This window comes from Ekhidna sp. (assembly GCF_039960695.1).
Classification (GTDB): Bacteria; Bacteroidota; Bacteroidia; order Cytophagales; family Cyclobacteriaceae; genus Ekhidna.
Genome location: NZ_JBDVKP010000019.1, coordinates 23,153 through 41,569, shown reverse-complemented (window position 1 = coordinate 41,569; position 18,417 = coordinate 23,153). Strand labels below are relative to the sequence as shown.

Annotated in this window: 17 protein-coding genes; 2 read left to right on the top strand and 15 right to left on the bottom strand. The window is 39.3% G+C overall.

Annotation, left to right across the window (positions count from 1 at the left end; translation table 11 throughout):
* Positions 1-2 precede the first annotated feature (2 nt).
* The 13 genes from ruvA to ABJG98_RS13825 all read right to left on the bottom strand — a co-directional run bounded on the left by ruvA (position 3) and on the right by ABJG98_RS13825 (position 15,136).
* A complete protein-coding gene (ruvA, locus tag ABJG98_RS13885; protein ID WP_348280139.1) occupies positions 3-596 on the bottom strand; it encodes a Holliday junction branch migration protein RuvA in 594 nt (197 codons plus the stop codon).
* Positions 593-2,875, bottom strand: coding sequence for an NADP-dependent malic enzyme (locus ABJG98_RS13880; RefSeq protein WP_348280138.1), 2,283 nt, complete (start codon positions 2,873-2,875; stop codon positions 593-595). Before ABJG98_RS13880 ends, ruvA begins: the two co-directional genes overlap by 4 nt.
* Before the next feature lie 85 nt (positions 2,876-2,960).
* Entirely contained in the window at positions 2,961-4,046 is a 1,086-nt protein-coding gene (locus tag ABJG98_RS13875; RefSeq protein ID WP_348280137.1) for a DUF4837 family protein, read from the bottom strand.
* Between the two features lie 82 nt (positions 4,047-4,128).
* Positions 4,129-5,499, bottom strand: a complete 1,371-nt coding sequence (locus tag ABJG98_RS13870; protein ID WP_348280136.1) for a LysM peptidoglycan-binding domain-containing protein — start codon at positions 5,497-5,499, stop codon at positions 4,129-4,131.
* A gap of 3 nt (positions 5,500-5,502) precedes the next feature.
* Positions 5,503-6,936 carry an Asp-tRNA(Asn)/Glu-tRNA(Gln) amidotransferase subunit GatA gene (gene gatA / locus ABJG98_RS13865; RefSeq protein WP_348280135.1) on the bottom strand — a complete coding sequence of 478 codons (1,434 nt, stop codon included), beginning with the start codon at positions 6,934-6,936 and terminating at the stop codon, positions 5,503-5,505.
* Positions 6,937-6,939: 3 nt separating this feature from the next.
* Positions 6,940-7,140 (bottom strand): twin-arginine translocase TatA/TatE family subunit, encoded by a 201-nt coding sequence (gene tatA / locus ABJG98_RS13860; protein ID WP_348280134.1) that lies wholly within the window; start codon positions 7,138-7,140, stop codon positions 6,940-6,942.
* Positions 7,141-7,231: 91 nt separating this feature from the next.
* Positions 7,232-8,428 (bottom strand): peptidoglycan DD-metalloendopeptidase family protein, encoded by a 1,197-nt coding sequence (locus tag ABJG98_RS13855; protein ID WP_348280133.1) that lies wholly within the window; start codon positions 8,426-8,428, stop codon positions 7,232-7,234.
* Positions 8,415-9,158, bottom strand: a complete 744-nt coding sequence (locus ABJG98_RS13850) for a DUF4292 domain-containing protein (protein WP_348280132.1) — start codon at positions 9,156-9,158, stop codon at positions 8,415-8,417. The genes ABJG98_RS13855 and ABJG98_RS13850 overlap by 14 nt, the downstream gene beginning before the upstream one ends.
* Positions 9,151-10,854 carry a tetratricopeptide repeat protein gene (locus ABJG98_RS13845; RefSeq protein WP_348280131.1) on the bottom strand — a complete coding sequence of 568 codons (1,704 nt, stop codon included), beginning with the start codon at positions 10,852-10,854 and terminating at the stop codon, positions 9,151-9,153. Before ABJG98_RS13845 ends, ABJG98_RS13850 begins: the two co-directional genes overlap by 8 nt.
* 4 nt (positions 10,855-10,858) lie before the next feature.
* On the bottom strand, positions 10,859-11,857 hold the full coding sequence (locus tag ABJG98_RS13840) for a sugar phosphate nucleotidyltransferase (RefSeq protein ID WP_348280130.1): 999 nt from the start codon (positions 11,855-11,857) through the stop codon (positions 10,859-10,861).
* A gap of 21 nt (positions 11,858-11,878) precedes the next feature.
* Positions 11,879-13,351, bottom strand: coding sequence for a polysaccharide biosynthesis C-terminal domain-containing protein (locus ABJG98_RS13835; protein ID WP_348280129.1), 1,473 nt, complete (start codon positions 13,349-13,351; stop codon positions 11,879-11,881).
* Positions 13,352-13,354: 3 nt separating this feature from the next.
* Positions 13,355-14,143, bottom strand: coding sequence for an enoyl-CoA hydratase-related protein (locus tag ABJG98_RS13830; protein WP_348280128.1), 789 nt, complete (start codon positions 14,141-14,143; stop codon positions 13,355-13,357).
* Positions 14,144-14,185: 42 nt separating this feature from the next.
* Complete coding sequence (locus ABJG98_RS13825) at positions 14,186-15,136, bottom strand: NAD-dependent epimerase/dehydratase family protein (protein ID WP_348280127.1); 951 nt, start codon at positions 15,134-15,136, stop codon at positions 14,186-14,188.
* Between the two features lie 82 nt (positions 15,137-15,218).
* Here ABJG98_RS13825 and ABJG98_RS13820 point away from each other — a divergent pair, with 82 nt between their 5' ends.
* Together ABJG98_RS13820 and kbl are read left to right on the top strand one after the other, a co-directional pair.
* Positions 15,219-15,473: a hypothetical protein gene (locus ABJG98_RS13820; RefSeq protein ID WP_348280126.1), complete on the top strand. Its 255-nt coding sequence runs from the start codon at positions 15,219-15,221 to the stop codon at positions 15,471-15,473.
* Between the two features lies 1 nt (position 15,474).
* Positions 15,475-16,662: a glycine C-acetyltransferase gene (gene kbl, locus ABJG98_RS13815; protein ID WP_348280125.1), complete on the top strand. Its 1,188-nt coding sequence runs from the start codon at positions 15,475-15,477 to the stop codon at positions 16,660-16,662.
* A gap of 50 nt (positions 16,663-16,712) precedes the next feature.
* On the opposite strand, the gene cdaA is transcribed toward kbl, so the two are convergent.
* A complete protein-coding gene (cdaA, locus tag ABJG98_RS13810) occupies positions 16,713-17,582 on the bottom strand; it encodes a diadenylate cyclase CdaA (protein WP_348280124.1) in 870 nt (289 codons plus the stop codon).
* On the bottom strand, positions 17,579-18,412 hold the full coding sequence (gene folP / locus ABJG98_RS13805) for a dihydropteroate synthase (RefSeq protein ID WP_348280123.1): 834 nt from the start codon (positions 18,410-18,412) through the stop codon (positions 17,579-17,581). Before folP ends, cdaA begins: the two co-directional genes overlap by 4 nt.
* Positions 18,413-18,417: the final 5 nt, after the last annotated feature.

Sequence of the window (18,417 nt, the reverse complement as noted above, 5' to 3'; positions counted from 1 at the left end):
GGTTATGACCGCTTTAGTGCTTGCTTGATTAATTCTTCAAGTTTAATCTCCTCTCCGTGTTCTTTCAAAATCTTATCAACAGTTTTTTCAGCTGCAGACTTATTTATTCCCAAAGTAGTCAAGGCTGATAACGCCTCAAAACGAAGTGTATTATCAAACCGTGGCTGAATTTCAACAGATTTATCAAGTAATCCTTCTTTTTTCATTTTATCCTTTAATTCAAGGATAATTCGTTGCGCTGTTTTTCCACCTATGCCCTTTACTGATTGGATGGTTTTGACGTCCTCTTGAATGATGGCTGCTTGTAATTCTTTTGCATCAAGAGATGACAGTATCATGAGCGCAGTACTTGGTCCAACTCCATTTATGGAAAGTAAATCAAGAAATCTCTTCTTTTCTGATTTTTCATAAAAACCAAAAAGGGTGTGAGAATCCTCCTTTACATGGAGATAGGTCTGAATTAAAATGTCTTCCTTATCCTTTACCTGAGAATAGGTGATGAGACTTATTTTTACTTCGTATCCGACACCTCCAACATCAACGACCAAATGGGTTGGGTCCTTGAATGCCAAACGCCCTTTTAAGTATGTAATCATAAGCCGTCTCTATTTTCCACGCCTGCGTCAACAACGGCAATCGCCACCATATTATAAATCTCTTTTACTGAGCTACCCAATTGAAGGACCTGAACAGACTTTTTCATTCCCATCAAAATAGGTCCGATAACTTCTGCTCCACCAATTTCCATTAAGGTTTTATAAGCAATATTTCCTGACTGAAGGTCAGGGAATATCAGTGTATTAACACTGTGTCCTTTCAGGTCACTAAATGGATAAAGTTCTTCAAGTAAGTTTTTATTTAGTGCCACATTCGCTTGAATTTCCCCATCTATTATCATGCTAGGCCATTTTTCTTTCGCTAGCTTAACTGCTTTTGCCATTTTCTGTGGCACATCTCCTTTCGCAGAGCCAAAGTTTGAAAACGATAATCCGGCAATTTTTGGCTCATAATCGAAGAACTTAACAGCGCGATGTGTTAAGCCAATTATTCCAACTAACTCTTCCGCAGTTGGATTCATATTAACCGTTGTATCAGCGAAGAAGTAGTTGCCTCGTGGAGTATTCATGATGTACATTCCAGCCACTTTATTAACACCCTCTTCCATTCCAACAATCTGTAGTGCTGGCGATACGGTTTTAGGATAGTCATTAGATAGGCCAGAGATGAGGACGTCCGCTTCACCTTTCTCTACCATCATCATTCCAAAGTACGTACGACTAGTCATGGCTTTGCGGGCCAAGTGCATAGTCATTCCCTTTCTGCGACGGATTTTTGTATACTCAGCAGCGTATTCTTCAACTTTATCTATATGCTCGTTTGGGTCGATGATATCGCAATCTTTAATTGCATCTAGTTCATGTTCCTCAATGAGGCCTTTTATAATTTTTTGTTTACCCATTAGAATTGGCGTACCAATGCCTGAATCGAGCGTCATTTGCGCCGCTTTCAAGATATTGACATGGTCAGCTTCAGCAAAGACTACTTTTTTAGGATTCTGTCGAGCACGATAGACAAATCTTGAAATCAATCGTTGATCTAATCCAACTCGTTCAAGTAATTCATCCTCATATTTTTTCCAATCCTTAATTTGGATTCGAGCCACACCTGTGTCCATGGCTGCCTTGGCTACAGCTGGAGAAATAGTGGTTATCAATCTTGGATCCATAGGTTTAGGGATCAGGTAATCACTCCCAAATTTGATACTTGCTTTTCCATATGCTTTAAGCACAATATCAGGAACCTGCTCTTTAGCCAGCTCTGCAATCGCTTTAACTGCAGCGAGTTTCATCTCTTCATTAATGGCGGTAGACCTTACATCGAGTGCACCTCTAAAGATGTATGGGAAACCAAGAACATTATTAACCTGATTTGGATGGTCAGAACGACCTGTGGCCATTACGACATCTTTCCGGGTTTTTATGGCCAGATCATAAGCTATCTCTGGATTGGGATTAGCCAATGCAAATACAATGGGATTGTCCGCCATAGATTTCAACATCTTGGGTGTTACCACATCTGCAATACATAATCCGAGGAACATGTCCGCACCTTTCATCGCATCCTCAAGCGAATCTATTTTTTGCTTAGTTGCATATTTGGATTTGATCTCATCGAGTCCTTTTCTGCTCTCATTGAGGATCCCTTTGCTGTCAGCCATGAGAATATGCTCTTTCTTAGCTCCCAAAGAGACATAAAGGTTGGTGCAAGCAATGGCTGCAGCACCTGCCCCACTCACTACGATCTTCAAATCCTCAATTTTCTTATCGACAACTTCTAAGGCGTTCAAAAGTGCTGCACTGGAAATAATGGCCGTACCATGCTGATCATCATGCATGATTGGTATGCTCATTTGCTCCCTCAACGTTTGTTCTATTTTGAAGCTTTCAGGGGCCTTAATATCTTCAAGGTTGATACCACCAAACGTAGGCTCCAGCGACTTTACAATCTCTATGAATTTATCCGGATCTTCTTCATTAATTTCAATGTCGAACACATCAATTCCAGCGAATTTTTTGAATAATACTCCTTTCCCCTCCATTACAGGCTTGGAAGCCTCAGGCCCAATATTTCCTAATCCTAAAACTGCGGTTCCATTGGAAATAACACCTACTAGATTTCCCTTGGCAGTGTATTTGTAAACATCATCTGGATTTTCGGCAATCTCTTTACACGGTTCAGCAACTCCTGGTGAATAAGCAAGTGCCAAATCATGTTGAGAACTCACCGATTTGGTAGAGTTTACTTCAATCTTTCCGGCTGGTTTATTTGAGTGATATTCTAATGCTTCTTTAGGTCTAATCTTCGTTGTACTCATCCGCAATTGGTTAAAGTTGGATTGGACGATTGTCCAACCTTCAAAGGTCACCAACTAAAAAGGAATAAGCAATTATTCCGGAAGATTAAGAAGGATCTGGAGTGGTGGCAATATCACTCTTGGTTTTAAATGTGGATAAGATTGCTTCAAGTTCCCGAACAAGGTGTTTTTTTCTGGTTCCAGGAGAATCCACATAGCCTTCAATGTAATAAATCAGCCCCTCTTCTTCGTCAACAATTGTATAACTTAAAAAAGGACCCCCACGGGAATTGTCACTAATTTTCCATAGTCCTCTTGCCTCGACAGCAAAATGACCGTTGAAATTAACTCGCTCTGTGAAAACTGGAATAATTTCTTGTCGCTGTATATACACATCTGGGTTTTCCCCATCATAGAGATTCGTTTCAGTGACCTTATCCCTAAACTCACCTATCTCATTGAAGACCCCCTGATCGGTATATGGCTCGTAGTATATGAAAATGCTTTGCTCGGTTTCTGCATCCATTTTTCTCAACCAAACAAAATTTTTGAGATCTCGTGCTTTTTCCCAACCATACGGAACCGTCAGCTCAACATTGTGACTTTCCTTAATTCGATTAGCTAATTGCTTTTTGGGGCTATTAAACAGTTTTTCTTTAATTGTTTCTCGTGCGGAAGTTTCAAAGAACTCACGAATCTGCGATCTATTGTAATTGATTTTCTTAGCTAGCTGATCTTCTGTCGATGAGAACAGAAACATCACCGTTTGTCCTTTGGCGAATAAGTCTCTTTGAGATCGCATAAACATGGAAGTATCTCGCTTGATTTGATTCAGGGATTGATCGGTAAAGAATTGCCGAAGCACTCGACTATCTGCTGTCTTGCTATCTAATGTCATAACAAAAACCATATTCTTGGCAGACTTAAGAACTGAATTCAGCCTTCGGGGATTGACCTTACTTACATTAAATAGTGACTCATCCTGAGGCAGTCCCAACATTGGAGCCGTGAATGTTTTTTTCAATTCAGCAGAAAGACCAAGGGTATCTGCCCAAAGGGTTGAATCAACTACCAGAATGATTTCATCTGCTTCTCCTCTTGCGGTTGGAAGCATGTCTTTTCTTCTATTTTCCCTGGCCGCCTCACTGCAACTAAAAGTGATTGCGATGAATAGAAATATGTATTTGTACATTAGATATTATTTAAAATCCGGAACAAACCAAGCAAAAACTATTCCGTTCGATTAAAGCTGGTTACCTGAATCTGAAGAATAGTTAATTGGGTATTACAAGCGACTGACCTGGTTTTATCACATTTGAACTGAGTTGATTCGCTCGCTTTAATTTTTCAATACTTGTGTTGTTACTCTTACTTATGCTCCATAAGGAATCTCCATACTTCACGGTATATAATTTACCTGAAGAATTCTCCGGAACTGTCGCTTTTTTGGTTGTGGCCGTTGGAGTTGATGGTGAAGATGATGAGGCATAGAGATTCTTGGTTTGTGAATTATAAGTAGGCAACACCCAAATACTCAACCTTTGACCTACTCTTATTAGGTTCCCTCTGATTCCATTCCAGGATCTGATATCAGAAACACGAACTCCGTATTGTCTGGCTATTGTTCCCAGAACATCTCCACTCCGCACCCTGTAATAAAGTCGCTCTCTTCCATAGGTACTACCTGGGGTATTTCGTGCCAAATAGTCCAAGTGCTCTTTACCAACTTTTGAGGCTGTATCATATAAATGGTTTCTGTTGGATACAATCTCTTCCTTCCATTCTACAGGAATTTTTAGTGCAAAGTTTTTTGTTCCTTCCGGTAGTGCACCTCGCTTAATTTGTGGATTCCACAAAAGCATATCATCGAGGCAAAGGCCTAATTGATTGCAAAATGTCTCAACATGAAAATATTGTGAAATCATTATGGTATCCATTTCTGGATAATACATCTCAGGCTGCTCCTCAAAACCATGTTCTTCCAAGTGGTTGAATAGGTAGGTAATTGCTACAAATTGAGGAACGTATGATCGCGTCTCTCGTGGAAGGTATCTGTAAATTTCCCAAAATTCCTTTTTATAGCCACTTCTTCGAATAGCCTTTCGGACATTACCCGGACCACAATTGTAAGCTGCCAAGGCAAGTTCCCAACTATTAAACATCCTATAAAGATCCCTAAGATGTCTGGCAGCAGCATCGGTAGCTTCTACCGGATCCATCCGATCATCTACATACCAGTTGCTATGCAATCCATACATTTTCCCTGTTGAAGAAATAAACTGCCATAAGCCAACAGCATTTGCCCTGGAAATTGCGTTCGGTCTGAGGCCTGATTCAACTATCGCCAGGTACTTCAACTCATCAGGCATGTTGTGGCGCGCAAGAGTTTCTGAAAATAGGGGAAAATAAAGCTCCTTTTTGCGGATGATATCCTTGGTGTATTCCCGGTCCTTTACAGCAAAATATTCTATAAAGGCCTTGACCCGCTCATTGAAAACAAGCGGCACTTCTTTTTCAATACACGACATCCGATCCGCAATCTCATCGTACGTATTGTCAGGAATTACCTCAGTAAGCTGAAATTCCTGTCCTTTCGCTGCTAATGAAATGAACATAATCCCTGTCAGGAACCATTTTCGTATCATATCCTATCTATTTTGATCTTTGAAAGTAATGATTTGATTTGAAATATCAAGCAATTCTAACTCATTAAAGCTTTTAGACATTACCTGAACTCCTATTGGCAATCCGTCTTTATCAATTCCTATTGGCAATGATATAGCAGGAATGCCTGTAACGTTAGCCTGAACGGTATATAAATCTTCAAGATACATTCGAAGTGGATCTTTGTTTAACTCACCAATTTTAAATGCAGTGGTAGGAGTAGTAGGGGAGATCAAAAAATCGTATTCTTCAAATAATTTTTCGGTTTCATCTTTAATAATCTTTCGTACTTTTTGTGCCTTTGAATAGTAAGCATCATAATAGCTTGCACTCAAAACGAAGGTCCCAGTCATAATCCTCCGTTTTACTTCATCACCAAATCCATCTGACCTGGATTCTTTGTACATCACCTCCAGATCATTGCTTGGTGTTCTGCGTCCATATCGCACTCCATCATAGCGTGACAAATTTGAGCTCGCTTCAGCTGCTGTCAAAACATAATAGGTTGGAAGTATATAATCAAGTTTTGAAAAATGAGTTTCTTCTACATGATGCCCCAGCGCAGCTAGTTGCTCAAGTATTTTACTTGTTGACTCTTTGATTTCGACAGCTAAACTTTCGTGCGAAATGGCTTCACTTAGATAGCCAACCTTGTATTTCTTCGTCGATTGAAACTTGTGATAATTCGGAACCTGATTATTAGATATGGTACTATCAAAATCATCTGGGCCAGACATTATTTCCAGCACCAATGCAGCATCCTCTATACTTTTTGAAATAACACCTACGGTATCGAACGAGCTGGCGTAAGCAGCTAACCCATGTCTTGATATACGTGAATACGTTGGCTTGAGCCCAATAACACCACAAAAAGATGCAGGCTGACGAACAGATCCTCCGGTATCTGAACCTATCGAGACCTGACACATGTCTGAAGCAACAGCCACTGCGGACCCCCCTGAAGATCCTCCAGGTACTTTAGTCTCATCAACTGGATTTCTAGCTAGTCCAAATGCTGAATTTTCATTCGATGAACCCATAGCAAATTCATCGCAATTTTGATGCCCTATGATAATTGCGTCCTCATCGAGCAAACGCTGAACGCAGGTGCCTGTATATTGAGATTCAAATCCCTCGAGAATTTTACTTGCACATTGTAGCCTATGACCTTCAAGTGCAAAAACATCTTTTATCCCGATAATCATACCGGCCAACCTTCTGGCCTTTCCTGACCTTATTTTCTTATCAATTAGGAGAGCTCTTTGTAAAGCAGAGTCGCCATAAACAGAAAGGAAGGCATTTAGCCTTCCGTTTTTTTCTTCGATCTGATTAAGATAATGTTGTACTAACTGATGAACAGTCAATTTACCAGCAGTTATCTCGTCTCTAATTTCAGAGATGGATTGGAAATTTTTCAAGGATTACGCCTTTTGTTCGTCGTTAGAGCCTTCGTTTATTTCGTTCTTAATTTCTTTAGTAGCATCCTTGAACTCTCTTATCCCTTTTCCCATGCCACGCGCTATCTCAGGAATTTTCTTCGCTCCGAAGAAAATGATTATAAACAGAGCAATAATCAGAAACTCTGTCCATCCGAGACCTCCAATAAATAGTAAGTATTGCATTTGTCCTTGATTTAGAATACAAAGATAAGTATTAAACCAGCCAGCTTACAGAAAAGCTACAATTATTTACTATTTACCTACAAGCAATGGCCTATTTAAAAGCCAGCCAATTTTCCGGATTTAGCTTAGTTGTACCCTTATAAACTTGAAATTCTAGCTCCGAAATTCCGTCACGGTCAGTGTAGACTTCACCTATAATATCGTTGGACCTTACTCTTTGGCCTTTTTTAACATTGATATTTTTTAGTTGGGCGTATACGGTCAAATAGGAGCCATGCCTGATAACCACCACATTGTTTTTTCCAGGTATCGTGCCGATAAGTGTTACCTCCCCTTCAAAAACAGCCCTAACAGGAGAATCTTTTTCAGTTTGAATTCCCACTCCATCATTTACGACAGTGATCCTTTTTAGTACAGGGTGCGGCTGCTTTCCAAATTTTGCGGAAATAAACCCCGAACCCACTGGCCAGGTCAGGTTGTTCTTTTTAGACTCAAAAAGCTTTGTGAGCTCTGCTGCACTCGCGGCTTCAGCTGTAGATGCCGTCGAAGATTTTCTTGCTTCATCTTCAATAATCTTAGCTATTAAGGTATTTAGTTTTCTATTAGCTTCTCTTCTATTCTCAAGCTCTTTTCTTAGTTGACGTTCCTTTTTGGTTAGCTGGGCCACTAATTCCGATTGTTTTTTCTTAGATCTGGCTAGCTTCCTGCTTTCTCTTACTTGTTGGTTTAACAAAAGTTGCTGTTCTGCCCGCTTCGCTTCGACCTTGCTGCGCTGGTCATTTAGCTCTTTAGTTACTACTTCAATTTGCTCAGCCTGTAACCTTCTGGCGTCTGAATATTGTTCTAGATATTTTAATCGCTGTAAAAGTTGGTTGAAATTCGTGGCAGAGAATAAAAACATCAACTTACTATTACCCCTATTTGCTTTGTATGATGAATAAATCTGGTCGGCATATTCTTCTTTCAATTGAATGAGATCATTTTGGAGCGATGAAACAACGATTTTTAAATCAATGATTTCATTATCTAGTATTCGAATTTCCGAGCCTATAGATCGTATCAAAGATTCCCTGGCATTTATCTGTTGATTTAACGCCTGTAATTGTCCTAAAGTGGCTTTCTTTTCATCAGCAGTTTCGCTCAGTATACGCTCCGCTTCAGCTATTTTTCTGAGGTTTTCTTTTTTTTCCTTTTCCAGCTGACTTTTGGTCTTCTGTGCATGAGTATCTATGCTAAAAAAAAGAGTAGGAATAATCAGTAAAATAAAGAGGTATCTACTTCTTCTCATATTTACTTGGTACAGCATATGGGAAGCTGATTGGCCCATCCACAATAGCCATTTTACTGTAAGAAATATTGATCTCTGTATTTGGCTTTTTTTCGGATTCATAATCGATAACTGCAGAAATTTCATTTGGAAAAACCTGATCATCTACCAAAATAAAATCTCTGTAATTTACTGAAATCGTATTTCTTGTGTCCTCATCAAATACTTCAACTTTCTCAAGTTTCATACTCTTGGCCCCAATAAAATTATGAAAGAGATATACCCCTTTAGAGGCAGTGTAAGAAAAATAATTGTCAGACTTATCTACTTTCTGTTTTTTGTAAGGTTCAACCAAGTTTCCCAAAATGACAGACTGAATCATTTTGAAATTAAAGTCAAAATCATACTCCTTGGAGAGCTCATCAAACGTATATTCATAGTACTGCTTATTGAGCTTATCCAATACAAAAACATTTTCTGTATCCATAAGTACCCGAGCTACCTCAATGCCAAATCCGGGCGTAATCGAAAGCCAAATAATGGAGTCTTTTTTTATCCTAAAGTTTGCAGTGGCTGAGATATCCTTTTCTCCATCATCAAATTTGAATTTAGCTTTGGCCGTAAAAAACTTGAATTGTGGGTCTACGACTTCAAGTTTTTCTGACTTCTTTCCAAAAATAGCTCCTACCTTTCTATTACACGACGATAAGGCCAGCACACCGATAACACATATTACAATCAGCTTATTCATATAGCTTGCGATCCGCGATTTTCTTTTCTATTAATTCAGATGCGTTACCTAAGTCCCTGGCTTTCTCCCATTGTTTAATAGCTCTTTCGACTTCCCCAAGCTGAAATAATACGTCTCCGTAATGTTCAATGACTGTGCCATCATCATCCAATGATGCTGCTTTTTCCAGATATTTTTTAGACTCTTTGAATTTTCCGTTGGTATACAACACCCAGCCATGGGTATCAAGATAAGTTGGATTGTTTGGATGCTGCTCTACAAGTCGAGTTGACATCTCCAGTGCTTTATCTAAATTTTCATTGGCCAGCGACAGAAAGTAGCTATAATTGTTAAGTACATGGTCATTATTGGGACCATTCATAAGTGCCTTATCATAAGCTTGGTAGGACTTATCTGATTCCTTAAGCCCGTTATAAGCATCTCCCAACTGCCCATAAATTACCGTTAATAACTTGGGGTCAATTGTATATTTCCTCCCCTGTTCCAGCATCCTTACCGCCTTCTTAAAATCTTTTTGAATTAAATAGCCGGTTCCTGAGAAATAATAGAGGAGTGCCTGATTAGGAAAATATTCAAGCGCCTTTTCGGCATGGATTACAAGACTATCATATTGGCTGAGGTCAGCTTCAATATTTAAAATATTTTGCCATACTGAGTAGTTGGCAGGACTTAGGTTTACAGAATTCAAGTAGTAGCGAACTGCATCCTGACTTTTGCCATCCTGATATAGTAGATCTCCAACAAATGCCTGAGCCTTAAACTCATCCTGATGGTGATCTGCCAGCTTTACCGCTATCTGAGTTAAAATACTTCTTTCGGCAGGGTTAGGCTTCATTCCCAAGTAATTTGAAAGAATTTGAAATTTTGATTGAAAATCAATTGAACTTGTTTCAAATGCATCCTCTAAAAGATCTAGTGACTTAGCTCTCTCACCATTCATCCAGGCTAGTTCACTTTTCATAAGTGTAATTCGAGAAGATGCTGACTCAGAGCTTTCATACTCTTCAATTGCTTTGGCGGCTAGATCTAACCTCCTGTTTTGAATTAAGAAATTAATTAATTCTGCTTTGTAAGAAGCCTCATTTGGATACGCATCAATCAATTTCTGGAACTCTGCTATTACGTTATCAAGCTTGCCCTCTTTCATATAGATACGCTGCTTTTCACGTGTAATTTCTTCTTTGACACCAAGCTGAGCTTCGATTAAATCAAACACTCGAAACATATCTTCTCTTCTACCAGTGAGTTGATAAAGCTCAGCAAGCTCATAAAGCGCGTTTTCTTCAGAAGGAAATTTTTCCAATAACTCTTCATATGTTTTTGCAGCATCTATGTAGAATCCGATTGATTGATAAATACGAGCTAGCCCTAACCTGTAATATTTGTTTTCGGGATCTAAATCAATTGCTTTTAACCCGTAAGGAAGAGCCTTTTGACCTTCATTACTTTTGGCAAGTACCTCAGCTATTTTAAAATGGATTGCGGCGCTTTGGGAGTTCATTTCCATAGCTACATGGAAGTTTTCTAACGCCTTAGCATAATTCTCAAGAATTAATTGTTTTTCAGCTTCGACTATTACTCCTTCCAGTTTAAGCGAATCCTCTTGGGTTTGAGGAATAATAACATCCTTCTTTTTCCTTTGAGAAAAAGAAAGAAGTGATGTCATTAAGAGTACTGAAAAAAGTAGTATACGCATTGCTTTACCATTCGCTGTAGTCTCCCAAACTAACTGATTTGGGCTGGCTTTTCAAATTAACGAAGTTTCCAATCATTGAGTTGGTTAAATCAACGTCTTCTAACGTCGTGTTATTTTGAATGAGCGATTCAGAGAGTTTAGAGTTACTAATCTTGCATTTTTTACCTATGGAAACATTAGGTCCAATAGTAGAGTTCGAAACAGAGCTACCTTCATCTATGAAAACCGGCTCAATAATCTCGCAATTTTCGATACTTGCCTTTTCAGAAATTAGATTTTTCCCTTTCAGGAATGAAAGATATTTTGAATTGGACGCCACCGTAATAGCTTTATTCCCACAGTCCAACCATTCATTTACCGTGCCAATTGTGAAGTTCGTGCCCTTATTTTTCAAGCTTTCAAGTGCCATTGTCAGTTGAAACTCACCTCCACCTCTGATGTTGTTCTTGATTAGAAAATCAATTTCGGCCTTCAAATCTTCTCCTTTTTTAAAATAGTAAATTCCAATAATGGCCTGATCGGAGATGAAATCTTTCGGCTTTTCAATAAAGTCAGTAATAATTCCTTTTTCATTTGTCTTAACTACACCGAATGCACTGGGATCCTCAATCTGCTTGGTCCAAATGATTCCATCATCCTCCGGATTAAGCTTAAAATCTGCTCTAAACAACGTGTCGGAGAAAGCAACTGTGACTCTACCTTCCAATATTTCATTGGCGCAAGCAATGGCATGCGCTGTTCCCTCTGCGGTCTCCTGAACATAGAAATGAGCTTTAGCGCCCACTTCAGTTGCTATTGTTCGTAACTGGTTCTTGATTTCTTCATCGAAATCGCCTGTTACAAATCCAATATTTTCGATTTTTTCAGGAGTGACTTCTGCAATATCCTCCACCAACCGTTGAACAATAGGCTTACCAGCAATGGGGATTAAAGGTTTCGGAGTAGTCAGTGTATGTGGCCTAAGTCTCTTTCCTTTTCCGGCCATCGGAATGATCAAATTCATGAAAAAAGTTGTTGAATTTAGCTAATTAGCTTTACGCTTTTGAAATGATTTTCTTTCTAAAATTATTAGCAAAGTTAGATAGATTAATACGATCAAAACAGTCTTAAAGATTGATTGTTGTGTCACCTCATTTAAAATTATTCCTAAACCAGCCAAACTTACGTATGTAAGCACTTTAACAATCTGGTACGGAACCGGATAATGCCGCATACCCCATAGATAGGAAATAATAACCATCAATAAGTAAGTAACAAACGTAGCAACTGCACTTCCTAGATAACCCATAACCGGAATCAGTATCCAGTTGAGAAGAAATGTTACAAATGCACCAATAAGGCTAATGTAGGCCCCATAAAGTGTTTTATCAGTCAGTTTATACCATAACGACAAATTGTAAAACACTCCTAAAAATAATCCTCCTCCAAGCAACCAAGGCACAGCATTTAGGGCCAATAAATAACTCTCCTGTCTTAAGAAAATTGGTGCATAATACGGCATGAATACAGATAGGGTGAGCCAGCTAAAGGCAGTGAATAGCACAAAACCTGTCATTACCTGGCTAAAGACCTGCGGTGATTTTTTTTCTTTTGCTTGGCTAAAAAAGAAAGGTTCAAAAGCATACCTGAATGCTTGAACGGCCAACGTCATAAAAACCGAAAGCTTATAACACGCTCCAAAAATTCCCAGAATTTCCAGGTTAGTATATCCTTCATAAAAGCCTTCAGGTAGTCTGTATTTCAATATAGCACGACTTAGCATTTCATTCGTCACTCCGGCAAATCCTATAATTAATACCGGCCAGGCATACTTCATCATTCGCTTCCACTCCGATGAATTGAAAGTGAGTTTTATCTTTAGCCAATCCGGAATAAAGAAAAAGAGATACAATCCGTTTGCAATCAGGTTTGAAAGAAAAACATAGCCTACTCCAATTTCAGGGTTGTAAATCTTACTGATAAAACTACCCGGATCATCTTCCAAAATCATGGGACATAGAAGGATGAAGAATAAATTCAACAGAATATTGATACCAATATTTGATAATTTAAAAACCGCAAAGTGGTATGCTTTTCCGTTTTGGCGTAAACGGGCAAAAGGGATAGCTACAATTGCGTCTATGGCTAAAATTGCTGCGAGCCATTTAATGAAATAGGCCTTATTTGGATATTGTAAAACTCCGGCTATTGATTCTGAAAAAAGCCATATAATTCCTGAAAACAATAGCGAGGAAATGAGAATACTCGTAAATGCGAGATTGAAATAATTGTATCCGATATCCTGAGAAGAAAATCGGAAATAAGCTGTCTCTAAGCCATAGAAAAATAAGATGTTTAGAAATGCCACATATGCATAAAGTTCTGTGACAATTCCATACTCTGCAGGAAGAAAAACGGATGTGTAAAGTGGGACTAATAGATAATTAAGCATGCGGCCAAGCACGCTACTCAGGCCGTATACTGCTGTTTGGCTGGCTAGCTTTTTGAGAATTGACAAAAATTATTCGCCTTTAAAATCAGCTTTTCTTTTCTCTAAGAATGCGGAAACACCTTCTTTGAAATCTTGTGTTCCGAAACACCCTGCAAAAGCGTTGGCCTCTGTTTGATACCCTTCAACGCCAGTTTCGAAGTATGCATTTACCGCATCTATAACCATACCAATAGCTAAAGGAGCTTTTGATGAGATTTTTGAAAGTAATTCAACTGCTTTTGCATGCGCCGCTTGTTTATCTGCCTCCACATAATTCGCAAGACCCATTTGCTCAGCTTTTTCAGCTCCAATCATGTCTGCACTCATCAAAAATTCGAATGCTCTACCTTTTCCGATTAATTGAGTCAATCGTTGAGTTCCTCCGTACCCAGGAATTAATCCAAGGTTAACTTCCGGCTGACCGAATTTGGCACTTGAAACAGCTACTCTCATATGACAAGCCATTGCCAATTCACATCCACCTCCTAAAGCAAATCCATTTACCAATGCAATTACTGGTGTATGACAATTCTCAATTTCCTGAAAAATCTCCTGCCCTTCTTCAGCAAACTTACGGGCATGCATTTCGCTCAATCCCGTGAACTCACTGATATCAGCACCAGCAACAAATGCCTTTTCTCCGGCACCCGTAAGGATTACACCCCTAATATCTTTAGGATTATCCTGAACATATTGAAAGGCATCTCGGATTTCGAGCATTGTAGCGCGGTTTAACGCATTCATTTTACTCTCTCGGTTGATCGTAATTGTGAGAATGCTATCTGTTAAATCAAGTGCCAGATTTTCGTAAGATTCCATGGTTGCTTGGTTTTTCAGGTGGAAAGAAAGTGGAAAATTGCCTTAATCAAAAACAATTGTCTCTTTCAAATTCTCAATCATTACTTCAACAAGCTCAGTAAGTCCATGAGAATGTTGCCACCCCCAGTTATTCCTGGCAGCACTATCATCAATACTTCCAGGCCAACTATCGGCTATTTTTTGCCTAAAATCCGGATGATAGGTAATCTCAAAATTCGGATAGTGTTTTTTTATTTCTTCTGCAATTTCTTTCGGAGAAAAACTCATCGCTGACAGGTTGTAAGAACTCCGAACTTTTACATTTTCAGGAGCTGTTTCCATGAGCTCAATAGTCGCCTTTACGGCATCATCCATATACATCATAGGAAGCATACTATTTTCAGATAGGAAACAATCATATTTTTCACCGGCTATCGCTTTATGAAAAATATCAACAGCATAATCTGTTGTACCTCCTCCAGGAAGTGCCTTATACCCAATAAGTCCCGGATACCTTAGACTCCTTACATCCACCCCGTATTTTTCATGATAATACTCACACCATCTTTCACCAGCTAATTTGGATATCCCATAGACAGTGTTGGGACTCATTATCGTATTTTGAGGTGTATTTTCTTTTGGAGTATCCGGTCCGAATACAGCAATTGAGCTTGGCCAATAGATTTTTTGAAGTTTATCCTTACCCGCTTCCAGTACGGTAAGCAGACTATCCATATTCAGTTGCCATGCGAAATGTGGATTCTGCTCTCCTTTAGCTGATAAAACAGCTGCTAGATGATATACCTGAGTGATGTTATGTTCCTCTAAAATGATCTGAAATGATTCTTTATTGAGAATGTTAAGCTTTTCATAAGGACCACCACTTAACAACTCTACAGGCTCATCAAGTAAATCTGAAGCTATCACATTTTCAGTTCCTTTTAGTTCTCTCAATTTTAGTGTTAGCTCTGTGCCTAGCTGTCCGCAAGCACCTATGATTAGGATTTTATCCATGGGTTAATGGTTATTCTTATGAGGTTTTAGAATTGCAAATTTACAACCCGTTAGAAAACTTGCTTCCATTAAATTTGTTCCCATGAAGTTTGATGAGTATCTGGCCGTAAAAAAAATTAATCCGGCAAAATTTAAGGAGGCAGAACCCCTTCAATACGAAGAGTTCAATCAGATTTTTTCTCAGGTTCATCCAGATAGCTTCACACAACAAAAACTTTTTTTGATTAATAAAATTCGCAGAAATTATAAGCTTTTAGAAGAGGTTGACGTAAAAAAGACTACCCCACCAAAAGCCATGCGATCTAAAATAAAACCATTAAAACCGAAAACAAGCTAACATGTATAAATCGCTAAAGCCAAGATTAGAAAAAGAGATCGAAGAGATTAAAGAAGCAGGCCTATATAAGAAAGAACGTATAATAGCGTCCCCTCAAGATGCTGACATTACGCTTTCTGATGGCTCGGAGGTAATTAACTTTTGTGCCAATAACTATTTAGGATTATCCTCTCACCCAAAAGTGATAGAGGCTGCAAAAAACACCATCGACTCCCATGGTTTTGGCATGTCTTCAGTAAGGTTTATCTGTGGTACTCAAGACATCCATAAAGAACTTGAGCGGAAGATTTCAGAGTTTCTTGGCATGGAAGACACCATTCTTTATGCTGCGGCTTTTGATGCAAATGGTGGTGTGTTTGAGCCCCTCCTTGGACCAGAAGATGCCATCATCTCAGATTCGCTTAATCATGCATCAATTATAGACGGAGTAAGGTTGTGTAAGGCGGCCCGATACAGATACAAAAACAATGATATGACTGACCTTGAGGAGCAGCTGAAATCGGCTTCAGAGGCTAAAGTTAAAATTATTGTAACTGATGGAGTCTTCTCAATGGATGGCACCATTGCTCAATTGGACAAAATTTGTGACCTAGCTGATAAATATGATGCATTAGTAATGACGGATGAATGTCACTCAACCGGGTTTATTGGAAAGACCGGACGGGGTGTGCATGAGTTTAGAAATTGTATGGATCGGGTGGATATTATTACAGGAACGCTTGGTAAAGCCATGGGTGGCGCTTCCGGTGGATTTACTGCAGCCAAAAAAGAAATTGTCGACATTCTCCGTCAGCGTTCCAGACCGTACTTGTTCTCCAATACGCTGGCTCCATCTATTGTAGGAGCTTCCATCGCTGTGATTGATATGTTGAGTGAAACTACAGAGCTTAGAGATAAGCTAGAGGACAATACCAAGTTTTTCAGAGAGCATATGACTGCCGCAGGCTTTGATCTTAAGCCCGGCGAACATCCAATTGTTCCTGTTATGCTTTATGACGCTAAATTATCACAGGAAATGGCTGAAAGGCTATTGAAAAAGGGCATCTACGTGATTGGCTTTTATTACCCGGTAGTTCCAAAAGAGCAGGCAAGAATCAGGGTTCAAATCTCTGCTGTTCATGAACGTGAGCACTTAGACAAAGCCATCCAGGCATTTACTGAGGTGGGGAAAGAGCTTGGAGTGATATAAATTATGATCTTATAGAATAATTCGAATCCTCACCTAACGGTGAGGATTTTTTATGCCACTTCCTCTTTTACGGCAACCTCTACCTTCGATTCCTCTTTCTTTTCTTTTTCCTTTTTCGGATCCTTCGGCTCATTAAGGTATTTATTGATATGCCTTCTTAGCTCTTGTGCTGAGATGTTGTGCATGGTAACACCATCTTGCATAGCTGAAATTTGGCCGGTCTCCTCTGAAACAACTATGATAAAAGTCTCTGTATTCTCAGACATACCAAGGCCTGCTCTGTGCCTTAAGCCATATTGTGCGGGCACGTCCCTTTCTGTAACCGGGAGAATGCATCTTGCAGCTACGATTCGATCCTTATGAACAATGACTGCTCCATCATGGAGTGGGCTATATTTATTAAATATCGCTAACAAGAGTCTCTTGGATAAAAGGGAATCCATTGCATCACCTGACTCGGCGTAAAATTTCAATGGAGAGTCGTGTGAAAGCACTATTAATGCTCCTGTATTAGACCCAGCCAGGGATTTTACCGCTTCAACAATAGGAGTGATATTGGCTCTTCGTGCATTTCCATTCTGTGACCAGAAACGCACATTTTTGAAGAACTTACCGTCTTCAAAAATATTTGTTCTACCGACTAAAAGTAAGAATTTTCGAATCTCCTGTTGAAACAGTATGATTACCGCTAAAACTCCTACTCCCATGAATTGCCCTAAAATTGAACTTAAGAGTTCCATTTGCAAGGCACTCACAACCAGATAAATCAGGTAAATCGAAAGGAAGCCTACAAATACCTTGATAGCCACACTCCCCTTCATCAGTTTGTAAACCTGAGTCAATAGGATAGTGACCAGAAGAATATCTAATGCATCCTTCCAACTGATATCTAAAAATCCTATTTGAATTGCTAAAATCAACTCAGTTTACTTATAAGTTTTATTGCCTCAGCAGCCTCCTTCACGTCATGCACACGAAGTATAGAGGCACCTTTCAACAAAGCTATGCTATTTAACACCGATGTGCCATTCAAAGCTTCCTCAGCGGTCAAATTAAGTGTTCGGTAGATCATAGACTTCCGTGAGAGTCCAACCAATATTGGCTTGTCAAGGCGGTGAAAATGATCAAGCTTGCTCAATATCTCAAAACTTTGTTCTGAGGTCTTAGCAAATCCGAACCCTGGATCTATTATGACATCCTTTATACCCAACCGGTTGCAATCGTGAATAACTGATGAAAAATATTTTACAATTTCATTTAATGGATCTTCATAGTCAGTCAGGTTTTTCATGGTTTGAGGTGTGCCACGCATGTGCATCGCAATGTATGGGATGTTCATTTCGGCAATTGATACCAACATACTGGTATCCAATTGTCCTCCTGAAATATCATTTACCATAGATGCCCCTGCATCAATAGCCTTTCGAGCGACTTCAGATCTAAACGTGTCTATAGATATTATTGCCTCAGGAAATCTTTCAACTATAACCTCAATAGGATCTATCACACGCCTTAATTCCTCCTCAACAGAAATATCTTCTGCACCAGGTCGTGAGGAGTACCCTCCGATATCCAGAAATGTCGCACCTTCATCCAGCATTTGTTCAGCTCGTTCAAGTACATCACTTACAACAGACCTTCTGCTATCTATAAAAAAAGAATCCGGAGTAACATTAATAATCCCCATCACCTTAGGTGATGAAAGATCGATAATTTCTCCTCTGATATTGATGGTATGTTTGCTACTCAATGGAT

Coding starts and splice junctions, on each gene's coding strand:
- ruvA (WP_348280139.1), bottom strand. CDS start 596: ATGATTACATACTTAAAAGGGCGTTTGGCATTCAAGGACCCAACCCAT.
- ABJG98_RS13880 (WP_348280138.1), bottom strand. CDS start 2,875: ATGAGTACAACGAAGATTAGACCTAAAGAAGCATTAGAATATCACTCA.
- ABJG98_RS13875 (WP_348280137.1), bottom strand. CDS start 4,046: ATGTACAAATACATATTTCTATTCATCGCAATCACTTTTAGTTGCAGT.
- ABJG98_RS13870 (WP_348280136.1), bottom strand. CDS start 5,499: ATGATACGAAAATGGTTCCTGACAGGGATTATGTTCATTTCATTAGCA.
- tatA (WP_348280134.1), bottom strand. CDS start 7,140: ATGCAATACTTACTATTTATTGGAGGTCTCGGATGGACAGAGTTTCTG.
- ABJG98_RS13855 (WP_348280133.1), bottom strand. CDS start 8,428: ATGAGAAGAAGTAGATACCTCTTTATTTTACTGATTATTCCTACTCTT.
- ABJG98_RS13850 (WP_348280132.1), bottom strand. CDS start 9,158: ATGAATAAGCTGATTGTAATATGTGTTATCGGTGTGCTGGCCTTATCG.
- ABJG98_RS13845 (WP_348280131.1), bottom strand. CDS start 10,854: ATGCGTATACTACTTTTTTCAGTACTCTTAATGACATCACTTCTTTCT.
- ABJG98_RS13840 (WP_348280130.1), bottom strand. CDS start 11,857: ATGAATTTGATCATTCCGATGGCCGGAAAAGGAAAGAGACTTAGGCCA.
- ABJG98_RS13830 (WP_348280128.1), bottom strand. CDS start 14,143: ATGGAATCTTACGAAAATCTGGCACTTGATTTAACAGATAGCATTCTC.
- ABJG98_RS13825 (WP_348280127.1), bottom strand. CDS start 15,136: ATGGATAAAATCCTAATCATAGGTGCTTGCGGACAGCTAGGCACAGAG.
- ABJG98_RS13820 (WP_348280126.1), top strand. CDS start 15,219: ATGAAGTTTGATGAGTATCTGGCCGTAAAAAAAATTAATCCGGCAAAA.
- kbl (WP_348280125.1), top strand. CDS start 15,475: ATGTATAAATCGCTAAAGCCAAGATTAGAAAAAGAGATCGAAGAGATT.